The sequence below is a fragment of the Thermaerobacillus caldiproteolyticus genome, from assembly GCF_015326725.1.
In the GTDB taxonomy this organism is placed as follows: domain Bacteria; phylum Bacillota; class Bacilli; order Bacillales; family Anoxybacillaceae; genus Thermaerobacillus; species Thermaerobacillus caldiproteolyticus.
In genome coordinates, this window is the sequence record NZ_CP064060.1 from 137,059 (window position 1) to 159,758 (window position 22,700).

25 protein-coding genes and 2 pseudogenes are annotated in these 22,700 nt (G+C 39.8%); 18 read left to right on the forward strand and 9 right to left on the reverse strand.

Features of this window, described 5'->3' with window-relative positions:
* Nucleotides 1-30: 30 nt before the first annotated feature.
* From ISX45_RS00720 to ISX45_RS00740, 5 genes are all read right to left on the reverse strand, one after another.
* Nucleotides 31-1,131, reverse strand: a complete 1,101-nt coding sequence (locus ISX45_RS00720; RefSeq protein ID WP_181555692.1) for an ABC transporter permease — start codon at nt 1,129-1,131, stop codon at nt 31-33.
* Complete coding sequence (locus tag ISX45_RS00725; protein ID WP_194519725.1) at nt 1,128-2,402, reverse strand: ABC transporter permease; 1,275 nt, start codon at nt 2,400-2,402, stop codon at nt 1,128-1,130. Before ISX45_RS00725 ends, ISX45_RS00720 begins: the two co-directional genes overlap by 4 nt.
* A gap of 13 nt (nt 2,403-2,415) precedes the next feature.
* A complete protein-coding gene (locus tag ISX45_RS00730; RefSeq protein WP_194520582.1) occupies nt 2,416-3,348 on the reverse strand; it encodes an ABC transporter ATP-binding protein in 933 nt (310 codons plus the stop codon).
* 148 nt (nt 3,349-3,496) lie between these two features.
* Nucleotides 3,497-4,135 (reverse strand): response regulator transcription factor, encoded by a 639-nt coding sequence (locus tag ISX45_RS00735; protein ID WP_181555694.1) that lies wholly within the window; start codon nt 4,133-4,135, stop codon nt 3,497-3,499.
* Nucleotides 4,132-5,238, reverse strand: a complete 1,107-nt coding sequence (locus tag ISX45_RS00740) for a sensor histidine kinase (RefSeq protein WP_228485598.1) — start codon at nt 5,236-5,238, stop codon at nt 4,132-4,134. Before ISX45_RS00740 ends, ISX45_RS00735 begins: the two co-directional genes overlap by 4 nt.
* A gap of 255 nt (nt 5,239-5,493) precedes the next feature.
* Between ISX45_RS00740 and ade the strand changes: the two genes are divergently transcribed.
* From ade to ISX45_RS00755, 3 genes are all read left to right on the forward strand, one after another.
* Entirely contained in the window at nt 5,494-7,239 is a 1,746-nt protein-coding gene (ade, locus tag ISX45_RS00745) for an adenine deaminase (protein WP_194519726.1), read from the forward strand.
* 192 nt (nt 7,240-7,431) lie between these two features.
* Complete coding sequence (locus tag ISX45_RS00750; RefSeq protein WP_194519727.1) at nt 7,432-8,151, forward strand: AzlC family ABC transporter permease; 720 nt, start codon at nt 7,432-7,434, stop codon at nt 8,149-8,151.
* Nucleotides 8,144-8,449 (forward strand): AzlD domain-containing protein, encoded by a 306-nt coding sequence (locus ISX45_RS00755; protein ID WP_194519728.1) that lies wholly within the window; start codon nt 8,144-8,146, stop codon nt 8,447-8,449. The genes ISX45_RS00750 and ISX45_RS00755 overlap by 8 nt, the downstream gene beginning before the upstream one ends.
* 22 nt (nt 8,450-8,471) lie before the next feature.
* Here the strand turns inward: ISX45_RS00755 and ISX45_RS00760 are convergent, their stop codons facing one another.
* Nucleotides 8,472-9,062, reverse strand: a complete 591-nt coding sequence (locus ISX45_RS00760) for an SCO family protein (protein ID WP_181555699.1) — start codon at nt 9,060-9,062, stop codon at nt 8,472-8,474.
* A gap of 142 nt (nt 9,063-9,204) precedes the next feature.
* Between ISX45_RS00760 and ISX45_RS00765 the strand changes: the two genes are divergently transcribed.
* From ISX45_RS00765 to aceA, 3 genes and pseudogenes are all read left to right on the forward strand, one after another.
* Nucleotides 9,205-10,470: a M48 family metallopeptidase gene (locus tag ISX45_RS00765; protein ID WP_181555700.1), complete on the forward strand. Its 1,266-nt coding sequence runs from the start codon at nt 9,205-9,207 to the stop codon at nt 10,468-10,470.
* A 216-nt stretch (nt 10,471-10,686) separates the two neighbouring features.
* Nucleotides 10,687-11,409 (forward strand): annotated as a pseudogene (locus ISX45_RS00770) (malate synthase A); the annotation flags it as partial.
* Nucleotides 11,410-11,518: 109 nt separating this feature from the next.
* A complete protein-coding gene (aceA, locus tag ISX45_RS00775) occupies nt 11,519-12,802 on the forward strand; it encodes an isocitrate lyase (RefSeq protein WP_194519729.1) in 1,284 nt (427 codons plus the stop codon).
* 238 nt (nt 12,803-13,040) lie between these two features.
* Here aceA and ISX45_RS00780 read toward each other — a convergent pair whose 3' ends face one another.
* Nucleotides 13,041-13,919, reverse strand: coding sequence for an IS982 family transposase (locus ISX45_RS00780; protein WP_194519340.1), 879 nt, complete (start codon nt 13,917-13,919; stop codon nt 13,041-13,043).
* Nucleotides 13,920-14,338: 419 nt separating this feature from the next.
* On the opposite strand from ISX45_RS00780, the gene ISX45_RS00785 reads away from it, so the two are divergent.
* Together ISX45_RS00785 and ISX45_RS00790 are read left to right on the forward strand one after the other, a co-directional pair.
* Nucleotides 14,339-14,545, forward strand: a complete 207-nt coding sequence (locus ISX45_RS00785) for a hypothetical protein (RefSeq protein WP_194519730.1) — start codon at nt 14,339-14,341, stop codon at nt 14,543-14,545.
* A 109-nt stretch (nt 14,546-14,654) separates the two neighbouring features.
* Nucleotides 14,655-14,846 (forward strand): annotated as a pseudogene (locus ISX45_RS00790) (competence protein ComK); the annotation flags it as partial.
* Between the two features lie 30 nt (nt 14,847-14,876).
* On the opposite strand, the gene ISX45_RS00795 reads toward ISX45_RS00790, so the two are convergent.
* Nucleotides 14,877-16,328: a recombinase family protein gene (locus ISX45_RS00795; RefSeq protein ID WP_194519732.1), complete on the reverse strand. Its 1,452-nt coding sequence runs from the start codon at nt 16,326-16,328 to the stop codon at nt 14,877-14,879.
* A 14-nt stretch (nt 16,329-16,342) separates the two neighbouring features.
* Entirely contained in the window at nt 16,343-17,002 is a 660-nt protein-coding gene (locus ISX45_RS00800; RefSeq protein WP_194519733.1) for a helix-turn-helix domain-containing protein, read from the reverse strand.
* 178 nt (nt 17,003-17,180) lie between these two features.
* On the opposite strand from ISX45_RS00800, the gene ISX45_RS00805 reads away from it, so the two are divergent.
* From ISX45_RS00805 to ISX45_RS00835, 10 genes are all read left to right on the forward strand, one after another.
* Entirely contained in the window at nt 17,181-17,435 is a 255-nt protein-coding gene (locus ISX45_RS00805) for a helix-turn-helix transcriptional regulator (protein ID WP_194519734.1), read from the forward strand.
* A gap of 13 nt (nt 17,436-17,448) precedes the next feature.
* Nucleotides 17,449-17,580, forward strand: coding sequence for a hypothetical protein (locus ISX45_RS19825; RefSeq protein WP_267240190.1), 132 nt, complete (start codon nt 17,449-17,451; stop codon nt 17,578-17,580).
* A 188-nt stretch (nt 17,581-17,768) separates the two neighbouring features.
* Nucleotides 17,769-17,900: a hypothetical protein gene (locus tag ISX45_RS19830; RefSeq protein ID WP_267240191.1), complete on the forward strand. Its 132-nt coding sequence runs from the start codon at nt 17,769-17,771 to the stop codon at nt 17,898-17,900.
* Between the two features lie 125 nt (nt 17,901-18,025).
* Nucleotides 18,026-18,820 (forward strand): phage antirepressor KilAC domain-containing protein, encoded by a 795-nt coding sequence (locus tag ISX45_RS00810; protein ID WP_194519735.1) that lies wholly within the window; start codon nt 18,026-18,028, stop codon nt 18,818-18,820.
* Entirely contained in the window at nt 18,817-19,083 is a 267-nt protein-coding gene (locus ISX45_RS00815) for a hypothetical protein (protein WP_194519736.1), read from the forward strand. The genes ISX45_RS00810 and ISX45_RS00815 overlap by 4 nt, the downstream gene beginning before the upstream one ends.
* Nucleotides 19,080-19,463: a hypothetical protein gene (locus ISX45_RS00820; protein WP_194519737.1), complete on the forward strand. Its 384-nt coding sequence runs from the start codon at nt 19,080-19,082 to the stop codon at nt 19,461-19,463. The genes ISX45_RS00815 and ISX45_RS00820 overlap by 4 nt, the downstream gene beginning before the upstream one ends.
* On the forward strand, nt 19,463-19,696 hold the full coding sequence (locus tag ISX45_RS00825; RefSeq protein WP_194519738.1) for a hypothetical protein: 234 nt from the start codon (nt 19,463-19,465) through the stop codon (nt 19,694-19,696). The genes ISX45_RS00820 and ISX45_RS00825 overlap by 1 nt, the downstream gene beginning before the upstream one ends.
* A 185-nt stretch (nt 19,697-19,881) precedes the next feature.
* Nucleotides 19,882-20,037, forward strand: a complete 156-nt coding sequence (locus ISX45_RS20145; RefSeq protein WP_407649682.1) for a DUF6906 family protein — start codon at nt 19,882-19,884, stop codon at nt 20,035-20,037.
* A 121-nt stretch (nt 20,038-20,158) separates the two neighbouring features.
* A complete protein-coding gene (locus tag ISX45_RS00830; RefSeq protein WP_194519739.1) occupies nt 20,159-21,682 on the forward strand; it encodes an SMC family ATPase in 1,524 nt (507 codons plus the stop codon).
* Entirely contained in the window at nt 21,675-22,631 is a 957-nt protein-coding gene (locus tag ISX45_RS00835) for a RecT family recombinase (protein ID WP_194519740.1), read from the forward strand. The genes ISX45_RS00830 and ISX45_RS00835 overlap by 8 nt, the downstream gene beginning before the upstream one ends.
* The last annotated feature ends 69 nt before the right edge of the window (nt 22,632-22,700 follow it).

The following is a 22,700-nucleotide window of genomic DNA, read 5'->3' on the forward strand; positions in this document are numbered from 1 at the left end:
TTATATTTATATTAAGTTTCCGGATGTGAACTACACATTTCTTCTTTCTACCAAATTAATGCCAATCCCCATTAACACTACTCCCATAAAAAACAAAATGCTAATAGGATATAATAAATCGTTTAGTGAATTTCCATATATCGCTGCTCCTTTTAACATTTCCATGCCGTACGTAACAGGAACAAATTTAGATAAAGTTAATAAAACTTTAGAGGAGACAATTTCTAAAGGCCAGTAAGCTCCGCCGATCATTGCCATGCTGACAGAGATAAGCGGAATGATGGCATTAAACTGTTGTTCGTTTTTCACAAGCCCTACTATGAAGATCGATAGAGCAACGATGGCAAACACATAGGGAACTAATAATAGAAGCATCTCTGCAAATCTTCCGTGAAAATCAATATCCATGCCAAAGTGAAAGACAGTGAAAATCAGTGCTACTTGAATATAACCAACGACAAAGCTATATATTAAATTTCCTATATACATCTCCCACTTTTTGAGCGGCGAAAGAATCATTCGATCCCATATTCCTTCTCTTTTTTCTTTTAAAATTTGAAAAACGTTAAAAGCAATCGTGTAAATGACGAAAAATAGAGAAAATCCAAATATAGGTTGCAATTGCGAATCAATAATGATTGCTTTTTTTCCACGGAAGCTTTTCTTCTCTAATGTAAACACAGGATTTGCCGTCGCGTTATTGACCACCTTGGCCACTTCTTCAAGCGGAGCATTCGAATGTTCAGCAATTTTCTCTGTTTGCTTTTTCTCTCTATATACTTTTTGAACATATTGGCGAATTAAACTTGTATTTGCAGTTTGGGATGACACGATCAAATCAAAATCGTCTTTCTTTAGCTTGACGCCTGCCTCTACTTTTCCTTCGCTCACGAGTGTGCGAACCTTCTCTTGATTCATGAGTTGAAACGCAAATAGGTCAGAATGCTGTAAAGAATGAAGAAGTTCGTTTGTTTCATGTTTGGAAAGGCTACTATAGACAGGAACTTTTATTTTATCTTGATTGGCTGTACCTATAATAAAAGCGATGAATATACAAATGATAGACGTGATGACAAACATCCATGGCTTTCTAATAAATAAACGAATTTTGGCCGCTAAAATACTCATCATGATAAATTCCCCCTTTTTGGGAAGGCCCATACTGACGCTACTACCATTGCTGCGCTAAACAAACATAAATATAAGATGGAGTGTGTAACTTCCGTTAAGCCATAGCCTTGCAATAGTTTTAAATATGCACTCATACTTGAGCCGTTTGGTGTAAAATTTCCAAGTGTATTCATGAAATCGGATAATTGGCCGGAAGGGAAAAAACTTCCGCCAAGAAGGGAAAAGAGCGTTACTAAAACACTTTGAAAGAATCTCGATACCTGCTCTGAATTGATCCGGAAATTTAATGCTGTCAACAAAACTCCCAAGCCTCCAACAGCCAATGATAAAGCGAGTGTAACGATAAGAAAGGAAAACAAGGCAGGCCATTTAATGTGATACACCGAGGATGTCACTCCATATAAAATATTGAGTTGTACAAACGCAAGAAGCACAGTTGAAATAAAAATCCCAGTCATGTACGACCATTTTGACACATCGGCCAGCAAAATTCGGTCAAACACATGCAATTGTTTTTCATTAAAAGCATAAGAACCGACGTTCGAGGCAATATATAAGACAAACATGACACTCATTCCAACCATATAATAAGTAATGGCATGGATCGGTTTTTTCTTTGTTACGGTTTCGACTTTTCCTTGGACATGAATGTCAGGTATTGTGAACGAATGATTGATGAATCCGGACTTTCCGAGAGCAGAAAACATAGAATAGCGCTGTTGAAATTCCAATACGATATCTTCAACAAATTCAGATGTCATTTCCTTTCCTTCGTTCACATAGAAAGAGAGTTTTGCCGGTTGTTGTTCTCCTAATAAGGCATTTCGTAGCACCGAATACGTAAACCCGTTCGGCACCTTAATAATCGCGGCATAGCTATCATCTTGACGAACTTTTTTCAGTTTCGATGGCTGGACTGTAACTACTTTTATATACTTCTTTAATTCTTTTGAACCTAATACCTCATTTTTAAGAGTAGTAACAGGAAGCATGGCTTTTGCTGTGTGTACCATCATTTGCTTCTGATTTGCCGATAGCTTCATGCTTTCTACTTCATGAACAAACCTTTGTATATCTGCTTGCTCATTTCCCTCATTAACAAGTGCAATTTTAGCATGAATTGTAGGAGCACCATCATCCCCGTCCATGACATTTCCAAGCGCAAAGCCGAGTATGGTCACTAAAATAAACGGCATACCAAGAAGAACAAGCAATTCATGCGGGTTTCGAATAAACAATAAAAATTGCTTTTTGATAAATGATTGAATCATCTTCATTTTCCCCCTAGTCCCGTAACGCCCGACCAGTTAGATGCAGAAATACATCTTCCAATGTCGGTGTTTTGATTTCAACGGAAGTGAAAACGGTGTTTGTTTCTTCCGCCAGCTTAAATAAAAGACGAAATACATTGATTTCTTTAGGGGCTAAAATCGTAATCACTCTGTCTTGCACTGTTACGTGATTAACGACTGGTTGTAAGCGCAAAGCATCAATAAATGGTTCTTGTACTTTCTCGACTTTCATTTCCACTGTATTTTCTGACGACAAAATATTTTTAATTTCTTCTTTTGTTCCTGAAGCGATAATGCTACCTTTGTCCATAATGTAAATGCGATCACATAAAAATTCGGCTTCTTCCATGTAATGGCTCGTGTATAAAACGGTCATTTGCTTTTCTTCGTTTAATCGTTTGACGGTTTCTAAGATATAATTTCTTGATTGAGGATCGATGCCTACGGTAGGTTCATCCATAATAATAAACTCCGGCTCATGCAAGAGTGCCACCCCGATATTCAGTCTTCTTTTCATCCCGCCTGAAAAATGTTTTACTAAATCGTTTTGTCGATCGGTTAGACCGATTTGTTCCAATATTTCATCTACTTTCTTTTGTAATCGTGCTCCTGATAAGCGATGAATTCTACCAAAAAACTGTAGATTTTCCTTCGCTGACAAATCGGAATATAAAGCAATTTCTTGTGGTACAACTCCTAACACTTTTCTTAATTTACTTGGCTCTTTAATGACGCTTTTATTGTTTAATCGAACATCTCCACTCGTTGGCGGAATTAAAGTGGAAATCATGGAGATTGTCGTTGATTTTCCAGCTCCATTCGGTCCTAACAGTCCGACAATCTCTCCTTTTTCTAAATACAAGTTAACACCGTTTACCACCTTTGTTTGTTTAAACTGTTTTGTTAATTCTACTGCTTCTAACATCATTTTTTTCTCTCCTCCTCTCATCTGATATTTATGTTACGATATTCTTGTAAACGCGCTTACTATCTTCAGTCATTACTTCATGAGAAAAACTGTGACTTGAGTCATTTTCGTAACAAAAAATTGACCGTGTTGCTCCGGTCAATGTTTATGAGGTAATATCATGTTTAACCGCATAAATCGCAAGTTGTGTACGATCACGTAGATCGAGCTTTTGTAAGATTTGCGTAATATGGTTTTTGACAGTTCCTACTGATAAATGGAGAACTGCGGCAATTTCTTTGTTTGTTTTTCCTTCCCCAACTAATTTTGTAATCGCTAGTTCACGGGGAGTTAATGGAATGTTTGTAGTAGGTGCTTGTTTCGATTTTTCTAATAATCTTGGTAACATTTTCGCTGCTACATCTTCATGAATAGCCATTCCGCCTCTCATACAACTATATATGGCTTGAATCAGCTTTTGCTGTTCAGCTGTTTTCAGCAAAAAACCATTCGCCCCATCTTTCAATGCTTGAACCGCATATTCATCATCGTTAAACGTAGTCAAAATTAAAATTTTGACATTTGGCCATTGCTCTTTTATTTTTCTTGTCGCTTCTAAACCATTCATCACAGGCATACGGATATCCATGATGACAAGATCTATCATATGCTTTTCCATTTTTTGCAGCGCTTCGAGTCCGTGTTCCGCCTCGGCAATGACTTGTAGCTGCTCATCTTGTTCAATCATCATTTTTAACCCTTGTCTTACAAGAGCCTGATCTTCTACCAACAAAATATGAATCATCGTGAATTCCCCTTTACCGGAATGGTTCCTTGAACAACGAATTCCTGATCGGTTTGAAAAATGCGTAGTGTTCCTCCCACTTCTTTAACTCGCTCCTTCATATTTGTTAACCCAAAGCCGAGTTGAAACAATTTCGGTTCAAACACGCGATTTTTCACAGAAAACTCTAAATCTCCTATCGCTGACCTCCCTAATGTCACAAATACTTCACGCGATTGCGCATGCCGCATGGCGTTCGTTAATGCTTCTTGAATAACGCGATATAACACAATATTTTGTTGATTAGAAAGCTTAACCGATAATACCCCTTGTTTTGTTGTGAAATGAACCATGATATGGTTTTCTGATTCTAATTTTCGAATTAGCTGTAACACAGAAGAAATTCCTTCATTCTCCTCGGTTTTTAATGCTTTTACCGCATGGCGCGTTTCCTCTAAACTATCATGGACTAATTTCTTTAATTCATCATATTCTTTTTTCGGTTCATTAATGGATAGCATTTCGAGCTGCATCAGTAAAGCGGTTAATTTATGTCCTACTGAATCGTGAATGTCACGAGCAATTCTTGTCCGTTCCTCGAGCCGCGCTGAACGATCCATCTCATAATTCAACCGTTTTAGCCGCCGATACTCTCCTAATAATTGTTCATACATTTCTCTCTGTTCTTCTCTTTCGTATACATATTCATTTAAGGTGATGGAAATTATCGAAAAAATCCCCAAAGCAATGAGCCATTCTACTTCTTTGTCTTGGAAAAGCATCGTAATCGCTGCAGAACATAGAAAAGTGGCAACTGTAAATAAACGGAATTTTCTGGTATTTAATTGAAAAATGGCTTCTAAATAAATATAAAGAAATAGTAATAGCACATACATATTTTTCGGCAGCGGATAAAGCCATTCTTCCAAAAGAATGAGGCAATCGATAAGAATGTATAGAATAAGCGGTTCTTTGACAATAGCAAGAAAAAAGTATGTGCCGATCGTGCAAGCACTAATGAACAGGAGAAGGGAGAATTCATTTGTATTTTGAAAGTGCTCATATAAATACCCCATCCACAAAATAGCAAAAACAAGGGAACGAACGATAAATAGTTTCACCATATCCCCATCCTATATCTCAGTCTATTTTTTAATTTACTGGAATGAATTGTCAAGGTCAATTATCACTTTGTCGCTTTGGCTAAAATACTTGAAGCCCCCATTGACGAGCCGATGGGCTTAATAATAAAATAAGAAAAATTTATGCTCATTCCAAATTCTATGAAACTATTACCATGCATGATTTAACTAAGAGGAGCTATATCCTTCTTATGTCAGCCAAGTTGTTACGATAGAGTTCAAGAAAGGAGATCTAGTATGAAGAAACATTCACTTATCAAGCGGATCGCTGTTGCGTCCAAAAAAGAACAAGCCGATATCGTTGTTAAAAATGGAAAAATCGTTAATGTCTTTACGCATGAAATCATTGAAGAAGATATCGCTATTGTCGATGGAGTAATCGCAGGAATTGGCAAGTACGAAGGCAAAATTACGATTGATGCGAATGGAAAGTACATTTGTCCCGGATTGATTGACGGCCATGTTCATATCGAATCAGCGATGGTAAGGCCGAGCGAATTTGCAAAAGTGGTTGTACCACATGGAGTGACGACGGTGATTACGGATCCGCATGAAATCGCGAATGTGGCTGGCATAGACGGTATTCAGTTTATGTTAGACGATTCCGAACATGTACCATTAGATGTATATGTTATGCTTCCATCTTGTGTTCCTTCTACTCCTTTTGAACATGCTGGAGCTGCATTGACAGCAAAGGATTTAGAGCCGCTGTTTTCTCACCCTAGAGTCATAGGATTAGCGGAGGTAATGGATTATCCAGCTCTTTTACAGGGAGATTCGCATATCATTGACAAGCTCGTGACTACGTTCCGATATACCAATCGAGTTGACGGCCATGCTGCTGGATTAAATGTGGATGCCATTAATGTTTATACAAGCGCACAAATTAAGACGGATCATGAATGTGTAAACGCAGAAGAAGCACTCGATCGGGTGAGACGTGGAATGTATGTGTTGCTTCGGCAAGGAACGGTGGCGAAAGATTTAGAACGATTAATCCCGGCTGTGAATCCTCAAACGTCACGTCGCTTTTTGTTTTGTACTGACGACAAGCATGTCGATGATTTGTTGAGCGAGGGAAGCATTGATTATAACGTTCGCTTGGCGATTCAAAACGGGATTGATCCGGTTACAGCGATACAGATGGCGACGATTAATGCTGCACAGTGCTATCAATTACATACAAAAGGGGCGATTGCTCCGGGATACGATGCAGATTTTTTGTTGCTGGATGACCTTGAAACGATGAACATTACCCATGTTTATAAAGCAGGAGTGCTTGTGGCGGAAAATGGGGCATATGTATTGAACCAACAAAACAAAGTAACGAAAATTGATGAGAAATTGTTCCATTCAATGAATGCACCGAAAATTACCGCAGACGATATACAAATTCATTTTACAAAAGGGCGTACAGCTCATGTCATTCAAGTGATACCAAACAATTTGCATACAAAGCATATCATCGAAAACGTAGATGTAGAAAATGGTGTGTTTGTTCCATCGATTGAAAAAGACATATTAAAGCTTATTGTCGTTGAAAGACATAAACGGTTAGGCCACATCGGTGTAGGGATAGTAAAAGGGTTTGGAATAAAATGTGGCGCCATTGCCTCATCCGTTGCTCACGATTCACACAACATCATTGCTGTCGGGACAAACGATGCTGACCTAGCCGCAGCTGCCAATTATTTAAATGAAATCGGAGGCGGACTCGTCATCGTAAAAAATGGGATAGTACTTGCTTCCTTGCCACTTGAAATTGGGGGATTAATGTCTTCTAGCGGTTACCAAACCGTTTATAAGCAGCTAAAGGAATTAAACAAAGCGCTGAGTGACATTGGAGCATCTCAACAATTTAACCCATTTGTCACCTTAGCATTTTTAGCACTTCCAGTCATTCCGGAGTTAAAAATCACCGACAAAGGATTATTTGATGTGAAAGCATTTCAACATATTTCCGTAGAAGCAGCTGAGAAATAGAGTGTTCTCTAAATCCTGGTTTTTCCCAACTAAAAGAGGAAAGAACACTACTGTACAATGAAGAACGAAAATTGACATCACAACAGCCTATGTTTTTGCGGAATAGTCTGTTTTGTCATTTTTTATTTGAAAATTTGATGAAATTTTATGAAAATAAAAATAAGTGACTGCAAAGAACAGGGGGGAAAACAGGTGGAAACAACACTTGCAGCGAGGAAATCATCGCATTTTCGACAAGGGGTTCAGGCAGGAGCGAGCATTGCTATCGGGTATATGCCGATCGCGCTTACGTTTGGATTGCTGGCGAAAACGACGGGGTTAAGTTTATTTGAGACGGTATTAATGAGTGTAATCGTTTATGCGGGGGCATCCCAGTATATTTCCTTAAACTTGCTTTCTCTCGGTACAGGAGCTTTTGAAATAGTTTTAACGACGTTTATTTTAAACATTCGTCATTTCCTCATGTCTGCATCGCTTAACGAAAAAGTAGAGCCAGATGTGTTATGGAAAAAAGCGCTTTATGCGTTTGGCATTACTGATGAAACGTTTTCTGTTGCCGCGACAAAAGAAGGAACGGTCACGACTTCTTACATGTTTGGGCTCATTGCCGTTTCTTACGGAAGCTGGGTGATTAGCTCGGGCATCGGTCATCTTGTTGGAGCGAGTTTGCCACAAAGTTTGCAAGAAAGCATGTCGGTTGCGCTTTATGCGATGTTTATCGGTTTGCTAGTGCCGGCATTGAAAAAACAACGAAAAACGATTTGGCTTGCAGGAACGGCAGCTATTCTTAACTCGGTATGCCTGCTTGTGTTTCATGTGTCAAAAGGCTGGGCGATTGTTATCGCAACAGTGTTAGCAGCCGTCATTGTACAATTTTTTGATAAGGAAAGCGAGGCGGAACGTCATGCATAGCACAATTGTTTGGATGATCATTGGTATGGGGATTGTGACGTATATTCCGCGCATGCTTCCGCTTGTTGTGTTTCATAATGTGAAACTGCCGCCGTTTTTGCAAGGCGTCTTAAAAAACGTTCCGTATGCCACATTAGGAGCACTTATAGTTCCGGGCATTTTTTTCATTCATGAAGATATTTGGTTTGGCATTCTTGGATTTCTTAGCGCATTTGTTGCAGCGTGGCTGGGTGCCAACGTCATTCTTGTTGTACTGACTTCGGTTGCCGTTTTAAGTATATATGCGATTTTGATATAAAAACCACCGATGTTTCGGTGGTTTACTTTATTTTATTCATAATTGCTTCATATACGTCCTGTTGTCGAAAGCCTTTTTCCCCCATGCCAAATTGTTTGATGACATGATTGTTTTCATCTAACAAATAGGTCGACGTCGTATGGATGATCATGCCGTTTCCCGGGTCACGATATTGAAAGTTAAATGTGTCAGCAAGTTTTTTCGTATCATCTTCACTTCCACGAAGGAAAATCCATCCTTGATCTCCTTTATCAACGCCGAATGTTTTCGCATACGCTTGTAATTTTTCCGCTGTATCCCGTTTTGGATCAATGGTAATAGTGATAAATTCGACCTTGTTGCCAAAAACGTGCTGGTTCTCTAGTTTATCGCGAACTTTTTTCATTTGAAAGGTCGTGTTTGGGCAAATATCTGGACAATTCGTATAAATAAATTCGAGAAGCCGCACTTTCGGTTTCATTTCGCTAAAACGGTATTCATCTCCCCAAGCTGTTTCCATTGTGATATCACGAGGGAGCTCCATCTTTGCCTGGCGATAGACGGTAAGATATAAAATGCCGGCACCGACACAAATAATAAATAAGCTGATTAATGTCAAATATATTTTTTTCAAACAAATCACTCTCCTTATTTTTTATCATACAAGAAAATAAAAGCACGTACGAATTTTATTTGTGAATTTTCTTTAGCGTTCTAATTGACACAAATTTGATTACACTAAATAGTAGCATTGTCCATATAAAAGGGGGGATTTTGTGAAAAAGATCATAGGTTGGGCTGTCGCTATTTATGTTTTGTATTGTGTAGGGATGGCATGGTATTTATTTTCGTTTGCCGATACGTCGATTCCGCCGGAATGGAAAGGGACAAGCGCGGATCCGGCGACGTTTTTAACGCCGAGGGAACAGCTGTTAAGCGAGCAATATTCACAACTCAAAAATTTTTTATTTTTTGTATCCGTTCCTTATGACTGGCTCGTTTATTTTGGAGTGCTAGGATTAGGGGTATCAAAGGTGTTGCAAACATGCGCTACGCGTGCGACGAAGCTGTTTGTTCTTCAAGTCGCGCTTTATGTATTTTGGCTATCGCTTATCGTTATGGCCCTGACGCTACCGCTTGATTTTGTGAGCTATCGCATTTCACGAGCGTATGACATCAGCACACAGCCGGTCTCTAGTTGGCTAAGAGATGAGCTGATCGATTTTTTCGTGAATTATGTGCTCACGTTTTTCATTGTAACAGTGTTGTATGGGCTCATTCGTCGTTTTGAAAAACGGTGGTGGTTGTATGCATGGGGGTTATCTGTACCGTTTACGATTTTTTTCATGTTCATACAGCCGGTTGTCATCGACCCGTTATATAACGATTTTTATCCGCTAAAAGATAAAGCGCTAGAGGCGAAAATTTTAACGTTAGCACAAGAAGCGCATATCCCTGCGAAACATGTATTTGAAGTGAATATGTCAGAAAAAACGAATGCGTTAAACGCCTATGTCACCGGTATTGGCTCTCATTCGCGCATCGTGTTATGGGACACGACATTAAAGCGATTGCAGGAAGATGAAGTGTTATTTATTATGGCGCACGAAATGGGACATTACGTGATGAAACATGTATATTGGGGAGTTGCTGGGTATATCGTTCTCACTTTTTTTGGGCTGCTCGTTGCAAACTGGTTGATGAAGTGGGTCATTGCAAGGTGGGGAGCGCACTTGCGAATCAAGAAAATGAGAGATATCGCATCACTTCCATTATTTTTGCTGATTATTTCGCTGCTGAACTTTTCGGTCAGCCCTTTAGTCAATGCGGTATCAAGGTACGAAGAACATGCCGCTGACAAATATGCAATTGAGCTGACGGGGGATACAGAGGCGGCGGTTTCCTCGTTTCAAAAGTTGACGAAAGCGGGGCTAAGCCAAGTGAACCCGCCGTATATAGTGAAGCTGTTTCGCTATACACATCCGACAATTTTGGAGCGAATCGTCTTTTTACAGCATGTACAGTCTTCCAAGTCTCAATAACATCGATAAGTCCGAAGCAGAAAGGATTCCCTTTCTGCTTATTTTTTGAAATTTTTAAAAAAACAGTTTTATTTTCAGAAACTCTGTTATATAATAAAAATAGATTTTTCAATTTTTGTATTATAACAAGAGGGGCGGGGAAATATGGAGACGCTAATGTTAGGGCTTCATGTCAATGACCCATGAAGGAGCGGTAGGAGCCGGTTTTAACAGCGGATGCGCTTGAGTTTATTGAAAAAATTAGAGAGTAATTTCGGAGAACGAAGAGGGTAACTGTTAGAACGAAGAAAAGAGTGACAACAGGAAATTGACGCCGGAAAATTGCTAGGCTTTTTGCCGGAAACGGCGCATATTCGCAACAGCAACTGGACAGTAGTTTCACTTCCTCAAGATTTATTAGACCGCCGTGTTGAAATTACCGATTTAGTCGACAGAAAAATGATCATCAGTGCATTAAACTCCGGAGCAAAAGTATTTATGGCGGATTTTGAAGACGCAAACTCTCCAACTTGGGAAACCTGCATCGAAGGACAAAATCGATTTGCGAGACACAGTCAATCGCACCATCATCTATGAATCTCCAGACGGTAAAAAATACGAATTGAAAGATGACATCGCTGTATTGAAAGTTCGTCCGCGCGGCTGTCATCTTGAAGAAAAACATGTGAAGTTGGACGGTCAGCTAATTTCTGCGAGCTTATTTGATTTTGGGCTTTATTTTACCATGACGCCCAAATGGTTCAGATCAATGTTTTTACCTGACAAAAATGGAAATTGATTTAGAAACGCGCTTTTGGAACGATGAAAGCGCCGTGTTAATCGAGACGATTCTTGCTGCATTGGGAGCGGATGAAATTTTATATGGGCTTCGTGAGCATTCCGCCGGGGAACTGCGGGCGCTGGGATTATATTTTTAGCTATCTCACATGGCTCCGCAATTAAAGAAGCGACAAGCTGTTTGAAAAACTTGTGTTAGATGGTGAATTTACCGAATGCTTAGCGATTCCGGGGGATGAATTTTTGTAAATCATAAAAGGGGGAAATGAAAATGACACGTGATGAAAGAGTAAAACAATTAGAAGAAAGCTGGCAAAGGGATGAGCGTTGGAAAGGGATTGTACGCCCTTATACAGCAGAGGATGTCATTAAGCTGCGCGGTTCGATTGACATCGAATATACGCTTGCACGCCGAGGTGCAGAGAAACTTTGGGAGCTATTAAATACAGAAGATTATATCAATGCCTTAGGTGCATTAACGGGCAATCAAGCCGTTCAACAAGTGAAAGCAGGATTGAAGGCGATTTACTTAAGCGGATGGCAAGTGGCGGCTGACGCGAATCTTGCTGGTCAAATGTATCCTGACCAAAGTTTATATCCGGCGAACAGCGTGCCGAATGTCGTCAAGCGAATTAATCAAGCGTTGCAGCGCGCTGACCAAATTCAGCATGTAGAAGGAAGTGGCGATGTTGATTATTTTGTGCCGATCGTCGCCGATGCGGAGGCGGGATTTGGCGGACAGTTGAACGTATTCGAACTGATGAAAGCGATGATTGAAGCAGGAGCAGCGGGCGTTCACTTTGAGGACCAATTATCTTCAGAGAAAAAGTGCGGTCATTTAGGTGGCAAAGTGTTATTGCCAACGCAAACAGCAATACGTAACTTAATTGCTGCACGGCTTGCCGCTGACGTGATGGGGGTACCGACCGTCTTAATCGCCCGTACTGATGCGGATGCCGCTGATTTAATTACAAGCGACATCGATCCGCGCGACCGCAAATTTATTACCGGTGAGCGTACGCCGGAAGGATTCTATCGTACAAGAGCAGGGCTTGACCAAGCGATTGCTCGCGGCTTAGCGTATGCGCCGTATGCTGATTTGATTTGGTGTGAAACAAGTGAACCGAACTTAGAAGATGCGCGCCGATTTGCTGAAGCGATTCATGAGAAATTTCCTGGCAAACTTCTTGCCTACAACTGCTCGCCGTCATTTAACTGGAAGAAAAAATTAGATGACGAAACAATTGCGAAATTCCAAATAGAACTTGGGAAAATGGGTTATAAATTCCAATTTATCACATTAGCTGGATTCCATACGTTGAACTACAGCATGTTTGAGTTGGCACGCGGATATAAAGAGCGCGGCATGGCCGCTTACGCTGAGCTGCAACAAGCCGAATTTGCTGCGGAAAAATACGGCTACACTGCAACAAGGCATCAACGCGAAGTCGGTACAGGTTACTTTGATGAAGTGGCACAAGTCATTTCCGGCGGACAATCGTCAACTGTTGCTTTAAAAGGTTCTACGGAAGAAGAACAATTTACAACGGCATAATTCATAAACAGACAACAGTTTTAAGGGGAACATGGGGGATTTGATATAGACTGGCAAAAAGGGCTCGAGAAACAAGCGAGCCCTTTTACTTTACTTCAAATCTTGTCAGCATTTCATAAGGTTGCAGGCGAAAGGCTTCATGTGGAAGTAATTGAGGGTTCAGCGCATCAAGCACTCGATTTTTGAAATGAGGATAAGTGATGAATTGATTAATATTACCCGTGGTGCTAGTTGAGTCTTAACGCTCAACTAGCCCAAGAACAACAAGCGAGTAAGTCAGTAAAATACCATCCAGTGCCGTTTCAAATCCAGAAACCGAGTTCGCTCGAATCTCGGTGATCCGATACGAATCGACTAAAATCGAAAACACGGTTTCCACCACTTTACGTTTTCGCTTCATCCACTGTTTCCATGCGTCCGATTGGCGAATTCGCTGATTTTTTCGAACGGGCGTCCAAAAAGCGACTCGGTGCTCTTCGTACAGCTTCTTTTGCAGCTTTTGGCTGATATACCCTTTGTCACCGAGGTTATACGGATGTGGAATTTGCGTCATGACGGTTTCAGCGGCCACCCGGTCGTGACAAGACGCTTCGGTGACAACATATCCCATCGGAAGCCCTTGGTCGGTGACCTGCAGGTGAAGTTTCCACCCATAGAAAGTGATCCTTTTGGAAGCACAATAGCCAATATCGGCAATTCCACGGAATCGTTTGACGCGATGCATTCGAGCTGAATGACACAGCTCGATCGGCAAGCTGTCCACGACCGCATACGCATGGTGTTGCCCACGCTTGGCCAGCTGGTGCCGAATCCACTTGATCGCAAAGCTAAGCGCTCGGCAGCGACGGTTGTACCGAGAACGCTCAGGGAACAAGTCCTTGGGAAACAAATTCCCAATCACAAACCGATGCCAAGCCCGTTCGGAAGTGAAGCCCAACAACTTTCCAAGGACATGGATGGTGATGATGACTTCGTCTTTCTGTTTCAACAAATGACGATTTCGACGTTGAAGAGGAATCTGGATACTCGATAGTTGAGCCGATACAAAAAGCAAAATCGATGCATATTGTTTTTGAAGTTTGACACGATCTGTAGTAAAATGAAAGTGCTCTTGCATGGGGATTCTCCTTTCGAATGGTAGGTCGCACTTTCATTCTACAGGAGATTCGCCAGGCAAGAGCTATTTTTTATGCTTGTTTGATTTTATCTAGCACCACGGGTTAATATTATCTTCAGTTATTGGATTTTAGTACGTTGAAATGAAAACGCTCCTTCTTCCATCTCACAGCGACGTGAAATGTTACGTGTAATCCTGGTTTTTCTTGGATTTCCTGACGTAAAGCTTCTTCAAGAGTTTCTTCTTTTCTTGACTTGTCCTCTCAGAATTTTCTACGTATCGCTTCGTCCCATAGGTTTTGATTAAAAAATTTCTTCTTTTTTCGTTTTTTAAATATTTCTTAGGAGATTATAAAAATGTCCTGATTTATTTGCATGTTTTGGAAAATCCGGCACATCATAAGAACAGGAGGTGCCGATATGGAAAAAGGAAAAGAGGAAAGAGAATTGCCGCTTGATTCCGTCTTAAATCCTGAGATGAGAATGAGTACGGATTTCCATTTTCATCAAATCTTTTTGAACGAAGAAGCATATGCCGGCGATTCGATCGGAGAGCATACGGCGGTTGAACAGGCGAATGAATATTTAGCAGAAGAAGAAATTGGTCAAGCGTTTCACAATTCATAAGTGATTTTCATTTCGAAAATCACTTATTATTTTTTTGAAAATATAGAAAAAAATAACTATTAATGATATGATGGAAACGTATAAGTTTAATAAAGGGAGAGAATGCGTCATGAAAGTTAATGAATTTATTGTGCTGGACGAATTTATTATCAGCCGCTACACAATGGCTATTTTACCCTACCGTTTTCATGAGCAGCGTTATTCGAAGGTTATCGAGGAAGACGGGGAATATATCGTAAAAATGAGGCCGATTGATATTATTGAACGAAGTTGTTGTTATTATGGCTCAAGTTTTAAAGGCTGAAAGGTTATGGTACTACATAAAAAAGACTCAGTAAAAATCGATATGATCGATATACACTTCCCCTTTTTCATTAAACGCAACATGGATTTGCTTTACAACTAGCTGTACTAAACTTTTCTTTTCCGATGTGCTTAGTTTACTCCAGTTTCTTTCCATATCCTGAAGGAAAGAATATAATTCAGTTTTATCGGTTGTTATCTCTTGCGGCACCTCAAATTCTTCTAGTTGCTTTTTTATTTTTGACTCAAGTTCTCGCTCCTCGTTCATTCTCTCTCTAAACTCATCGTCACTCATCATTTCGTTAGCCCATGCATATTGCCATTTCTTTTTTCGCTTTTCAATTTTATCAAGTTCTTTTTTTAGTTCTTCAATATCAATGTGGTCTGTTTTGTTTAATTTTTCTTCTCCACTTGCGGCTGTTTCTTCAAGCACGGGAGAAAAGTCTATTTTTTTTAGGTAGTCTAAGAAAGCTTTTTCTAATTTTCTTTCGGAAACATTTTTTATTCCTTTGCATTCTCCTGTTTTCTTACGTAAGCATCTATAATTTTTATAAGTAACACGTTCCCCAGTAGCTAAGGTTTGGTATGTCATGAATCCAACCATAGGATGACCACACACGCTACATTTAAATACTCCAGAGAAAATATAATCGCTGGCCACGCTACGCGGTGATAATCCTCTTCTTTTTTCGATTGTTCTTTGAATTTCCTCAAACGTTTGCTTATCGATAATAGCTGGAACAGCCCCTTCGACAAGCATAGGTTTCTCATAATCAAGTCCCCAGCGGATAGTACCTGTATATAAAGGATTTTTTAACAATTGCATAAGTGGCTTATCGTTCCAAGCGTTACCATCACGTGTCTTTATATTTCTTTCGTTGAGATATTTACAAATACGGTTGGCTCCATAGCCTTTTTTTAAATATAAGTCTACAATAAGCCGAACAACTTTAGCTTCTTCTTCATTGATAGTTAGAGTACCCGTTTTAAGATCGAGATTATAGCCAAAAGGACGTTGATTTTGAGCATATTTACCTTGCCTTACCTTTTCTTGGAAACCTAAACGGATACGCTCTCCCATGTTTTCGCGTTCCCATTGTGCCATCGCAGCAACAAGAGTAATGAATAATCGCCCTATAGCTGTAGAGGTGTCATACACTTCTGTCGCAGACTTGAACGTACAGTTGTATTTTTCGAATATTTCTAGGAGTTTGTATAAGTCCATAACTGAGCGAGTGAGACGGTCTAGACGATATACAAGAACAGTGTCAATGAGTCCTTCTTTGATATGCTGAATCATTTGCAGTAATTGCGGTCGATTCATATCTTTGGCAGAAATCCCTTCATCGACATAAAAACGATAGTCATGCCAATCTTGGATTTCACAGTATGCTTTCAGTTTTTCGCGTTGAGCAGAGATGGAATAACCTTCTTTTGCTTGTTCTTCTGTACTGACACGAATGTAAATACCTACTGTCATTTTATTTCTCCTTTCTAATAAATTTTTACAGCTTGTATAACTTTGCCAATAATTTTAACTTCATCTCTTGTGATGTCATATATTTGCGGCTGATAAGATGGATCGTTACTCATCGGAATAAGAGTGATAATATTCTTGTTTATCGACACTTTTTTTACTGTGGCTTCATGGCCGTTTACTAATACGACGGCGATTGAACCATTTTCTACTTCGCTAGTTCTTTCCACAAGAACATAAGAACCGTCTGGGAACTCTAAATTCATACTGTCTCCTTTTACCTTTAAATAAAAATATTCCTTGTGTCTATTAAGAAATGAAGAAAGGATTGGCATATATCCTTCAATATTTTGAGCAGCTAGTATAGGTTGTCCAGCAGCGATTGTTCCAACGATAGGAAGGGTTACAATGTTTGAAAAATCATTCTCTACCACTTCATATATGTTTACTTCGTTATCCTTTAATCCCAGAATTTCATCTAATGACACATTAAAAAAGTCTGCTATGTAGCGCACAGAGTCGATTCTAGGCTCCTCTTTATCGTTCTCCCATTTCGAAATCATTCCCTTATTAAAATTTGTACCGTATTTGGTATTGAGGGCTTTAGCTAACCCCTCTTGCGTTAAATTCATTGATGTTCTCAACGATTTTAATTTTTTACCAAACGAATATCCCATTTTATTCACCTTCTTCTAATCGTGTTTAGATGTATCTAAACAGATTATACCATTTCGGTTTCGATACCGCTATATTTTTTGTAAAAATTTTAAATAAAGTAGTTGATTTCGAAACCTATAGATGATATATTTTAGTCAGATGTTAGTTTCGATTTCGAAACAGAAAGGAGGAAACAGCATGAAAAAGGTAAAGAGAAGACATGCTCCTTATACGAAGTTAAAGGCGTACTTAAATGAAATTGGCATGACACAGGTTGATCTTGCAAAGCTACTAAATAAATCACGTTATGCGATCAACCAAAATCTAAATGGCACTGGGGGTGATTTCTCGTTAAGCGAGGTTCGGTTGATTTGCATGACTTTAGGTATTAGTGCTGACGAATTTTTTATTGACCCTCAAGTTTCGAAAACGAAACAAGAAAACGCATCTTAAGGAGACGGGAGCAATGAAGAAAGTAAACCAACCTTCAAAAGAGACTCTAAAAAAAATCCTGAACTTCTTTTTAGAAACATCTGTACCGCGTATTTTGGCAGAAGAAAAGCAAAAAAGTGCAACCGCAAATAAAAATCGTGCCTAACGATTATTGTGCGGCGCAAAGTTCGATTTAATTCGTGATGAAGAGGAGGGAGAAAAATAAACAATAAATTGTTGCAACTATTTATTCTCTCGCAGAGATAACTATATTGAAAGGAACAAATTAGACAGCATCGTAAAAAAATTGCAACTAAATCGGTGATTGGAGCGATGTCTATGGTGAGAGCGTGAATGAATGATAATTATCAAATGTTATTCAAAAAATTTAGCCAAGCGCTGCGCGAAAATGAATTTTCGACTGTATTATATAGTGAATGCGTCGTGAAAAAATTTTTCGAAGAAACTGCGCGAAAAGTTCAGTAACGTCATATAGTTATGTGGATACATCGCGCTAACAGAGGAGGTGTTGGTCACATATCAAGGGCGAATTTAGACAGATACATTTTTTAAGCAAATCTAAATTATATATCGCAAGGGAGAGTGAAACGATGAGTAACATTCAAGTTTTTAATCATCCGATGTTCGGTGAGTTGCCAGTAGTGATTGTTGAAGGTGTTGAATGGTTTGGTGGAGTAGAGGCAGCAAAGGCATTATCGTTTTCCGATCCGCACAAAGCCATTACGAATCATGTTGACGAGGATGACTCGACGGTCCATCCAATCATCGACTCATTAGGTAGGAAACAAAACAAAAAGTTCATTAATGAATCTGGACTTTACAGCTTAATTTTCGGCGCAGCTAAACAAGGTAATAATCCAGAGATCAAGGAAAAGGCGAAACGATTCAAACGTTGGGTAACATCAGAAGTTCTTCCTTCCATCCGTAAACATGGTGCATATATGACCGAAGATGTACTGGAACGTTCCATCCAAGACCCGGATTTCATGATAGGGTTGCTAACTGCGCTGAAAGATGAGCGCCAAAAACGTTTAGCAGCTGAACAAAAAGTAGAGGAACAAAAACCTTTAGTCACCTTTGCCGAGACGTGCATGAAATCAGAGAAGAGTTTATTGGTACGCGAAGTAGCGAAACTTTGCACAAAACAAGGCATAAAAATCGGAGAAAGACAGCTGTGGCAAAAACTTCGAGACTGGGGATTAGTTTTTAAAAACCGGAACGAACCGAAGCAGGAGTACATGAATCGTGGTTATTTCGAAGTTTCGCAAGGTGTCAAAGAGAATGAAAAAGGAGTTTTTACGTGGTTAACAATGCGAGTAACTCCTAAAGGTCAGATGTATATTATCGATCGTCTGAAAAAGGAAATGGAGGCGATCGCACAATGAACGTCCTTCCGAAAGACGAACAGATGGCTCTTGAATTGAAGAGATGTTGTCGAACAAGTCTACATCGCGCTTTATCCGCAGCAATAATGGAGAGAATCGACGAAGCCGAGCGCTGGGCGAAGGAATTCCTTCGATGCAAACACGACTTGGACGAGCTCATCAGAAGGAAAGAGGAGCATGACCAATTAGTACAGATCGTCAAAACGCTGGAAGAACGCGGGATAGATATCATGCTTGTTGTGAGAAAGGACAATGGACAATGAAAACATTGCGGAAACGGCAAATAAAGCGATGCACAAACGACCCATTTTACTTTTACTATATCGAGCCGGAAGAACGTTGTCCGGTATGTAACCAAGCGGTAACTAGTCACTATTACTCAGAAGAGTATATAGGTTGTGTAGAACGCGGGGTATATTGCGATTGCGGATATGAGGATTATTGGGCTTACGGTAGGCAGACATACAGAATTAATGGGGAATTAGTCGATGTATTTCATCCTCACCTTATGACACGAAAACAAGTGAATAAGCGATATAAGCGATTCAAAAAATTAATTAAGCATGAACGGTTACGAAGAAAACGACAAAAGCAAAAGTTCTTCAAAAAGAAGAAAAGTCAAAAGAGAAAGGGGAATAAATAATGTTTCAACCAAACTATGTTAATCCATCCATTTACGAGTATCACAGATTGATAGATGAAGAAGTCTGGTTGATTCTAGTCGAAGAATATTGCAAAGCATATGGATTACACGACGATGCACGCTGGATTCGGCATATGAAAAAAATCGTTTCTATTCGTCGTCGATGCATGAAAGCAGCATTGCGGCAAAAAGGAAAAACGGCAAGTGCCCCAACACTAGCCGTCATCAACTAGAACTCAATCAAAGCCTACAGATCCATTGTATCATTGCTTGAATCGTTCATCAAGCACGATAGGCCTAGTGCCTGTCGTCAAGGGTGGGAACGTTGCGCTGACTCCATCCCCCGGTCATCAGCGTTCTCGCCTTTGACGATGTGCACTAGCACATCACCTAAATTACTAGAAAAGGTGGTGAATCGATGAAACAAGGCAAGCGCCCAACTCGGAGAGAAAAGGAGTTGATCGAAAAGTACAGATTGAACCCTAGCAACTGGCTGGTCTCCAAAAGAAATGGCGGAATGTTGACGTTGGTGCATCGTTATACGAACTCCGTGAGACAGATACCAGCGGAATGAAAAAACGTCTCACTGTGGGGAGTGAGACGTTTTAGGAAGGTGATTCCTTTTAGAGAGTAAGTTATACCTACATAGTACAGGAATCACCTCATGAAATCAATGGAGAGGAGATTAATGTGCAATGGTGATTACCTTTAAAAAGCTGACATTAGAAAATTTTAAAAATCACGCAGCGTTGGAAATCGAGTTTAGCGATATCACAAATATCCAAGGTCGCAACGGTGTTGGTAAGTCTTCAATCGGTGATGCTATCACTTGGTTACTTTATGGAACGGACATCATGGGAAACAAACTGGAACCGAAGCCGATCGGTAAAGATGATACAGAAACGAAAGTCGAGTTACTTTTGCAAGTGGATGATAAGCAAATTCTTCTCGGTCGTTCCCAAAAGAAAACGGCAAAGTATTACATCAACGAAGTTCCGGAAAAAGCAACGAGATTTAACGAGCTAGTAGCTTCTCTGTTTGATAAGGATTTATTCCTGTCTTTGTTCAATCCAACTTATTTCTTTACACAACATTGGCAGGAACAACGTAAACAACTGCTTCAATATGTGAGTGAGCCACTCAATAAAGAAGTTCTTGCTGCTATGAGTAAGGTGAGTGCCAAAAGTTTAGAAGAACAGCTAAAAAAGCATTCTCTTGATGATGTAGAGAAAATTCATCGTGAACGCTATCGCAAACGAGATACCGAATACGTGAGAGCGAGTGAACGCGTCAGAACTCTTACAGAGCAATTAGAAAAGTTCGGGGACAGCATTTCCGATATTTCTGCCCTGCAAGCTGAGCTAAAGTCTCTACAAGAAAAACGTTTCAAAATTGATGAGGATTTACTTCCGCAGCGTGAGATTCAACTCAAACGTGCTGGCTTAGAAAAAGACATTGAAATGGTAAAACAAAATATTCTTCACCAGAAAGAGATTGCTGCGCAAATTCAAGCAGAGACAATACAAGAGAATTGCCATACATGCGGTCAGCCGTTGAATGAAGAAGCAATCGAAAAGGTGAAAGCAAACAAGGCAGCTCGTTTGAAAAAAGAAGTAGAAATCGGCAAACGGATGGTTGAGAAATACAACGCTTTGGTGGAGCAACTAAAACAGATGCCGGTTGTTGAAGTACAGCCGATTGATACGACGGAAATTGATGCACGGATTCTTGAATTGAAAGGAAAAATTCAGCAGCACTCACAAATTGAACAGTTAAAACAAGAGATTGAGTTAGCTAAACAACAGCTTGAAGTCATTCGCCAAGAACGAAATGATTCTCTCTCGTTAATCGATGCGGTTAAAGAATTCCGTTCCAAACAAGCAGAGCTCATGGTCCAAAAAGTGGACAAGCTGTTTGAAAAAATTTCTGTTCGTCTTTATGAGGAACAAAAAAATGGAGAGCTTAGAGATACATTCGAAATCGAAATGGACGGCAAACCATATAGCAAACTATCAACGGCCGAAAAAATCAAATGCGGTCTTGAATTGATTGAGGTTCTTAGTAAGCAGTCTGGCGTTATTGCCCCGACGTTTGTAGACAATGCGGAAAGCATTCTTTCTTTCACTAAACCATCCGGACAACTTATTGTTGCACGGGTTGTTGATACAGATTTTGAAATTAAAACAGTTTCGTTGAAGGAGGAAGTTGTAAATGAGTAAACAAACACAATTAGCTCCAGTCAATACTCAAGCTGTAGTTGGCAATTTCACTCAAACAGAACTAGATACGTTAAAAGCTACAATTGCGCGTGGAACAACTAATGAACAGTTTGCGCTGTTTGTTCAAACTTGCGTCAACTCGGGACTGAATCCGTTTCTAAATCATATTCATTGCATTGTTTATAACGGTAAAGAAGGTCCGACAATGAGCATTCAAATCGCTGTTGAAGGAATCCTTTATTTAGCACGTCGGACAGAAGGCTATAAAGGCATAGACTGCCAGCTTGTTCATGAAAATGATGAATTCAAATTCAATGCGAAAACTAAAGAAATTACACATGAAATCGGTTTTCCTCGAGGGAAAGTGATAGGCGGCTATGCAATTGCGAAACGGGAAGGATTTGATGATGTAGTCGTTATCATGGAAACCAATGAGGTCGAGCATATGTTAAAAGGACGAAATGCTCATATGTGGAAAGAGTGGTTCAATGACATGTTTAAAAAGCATCTCATGAAACGTGCCGCAAAACTTCAATATGGCATTGAAATTGCGGAAGACGAGCCTGTGTCTGGAAACACATTAGATGCAACAGCTTCTTATGAACCACGGCAACGAATTGATATTACACCAGACGTAGGTCGTATTGAAGTAAATGAAGGTGAAGTAGTTGATATGGCTGCGGAATTAAAGAAAAAGCAAGATGAAATTAAGCAACAAATGCAGAGATATAACATGACTACAAACGATTTAAATCAATTGACAGCTAAACATTTCAATAATAAAAAGCCGAATGAGCTAACGCTCCAGCAACTTGTAGCTCTGTCAAAGTTTATTGACATGGAGCACCAAAATAGACAGTCCTCTGCACAAAAGCAAGAAACATTTGATCCAGAAAATCTTCAATTCTCATTCGATGAATTTGAACAGGAGAGCTTTAACATCGAATGATGGAATACCGAGTTGTCATTCCACACTGCTACAAATGGATGGCTGCCGGCAACAAGAAACTCTACATAG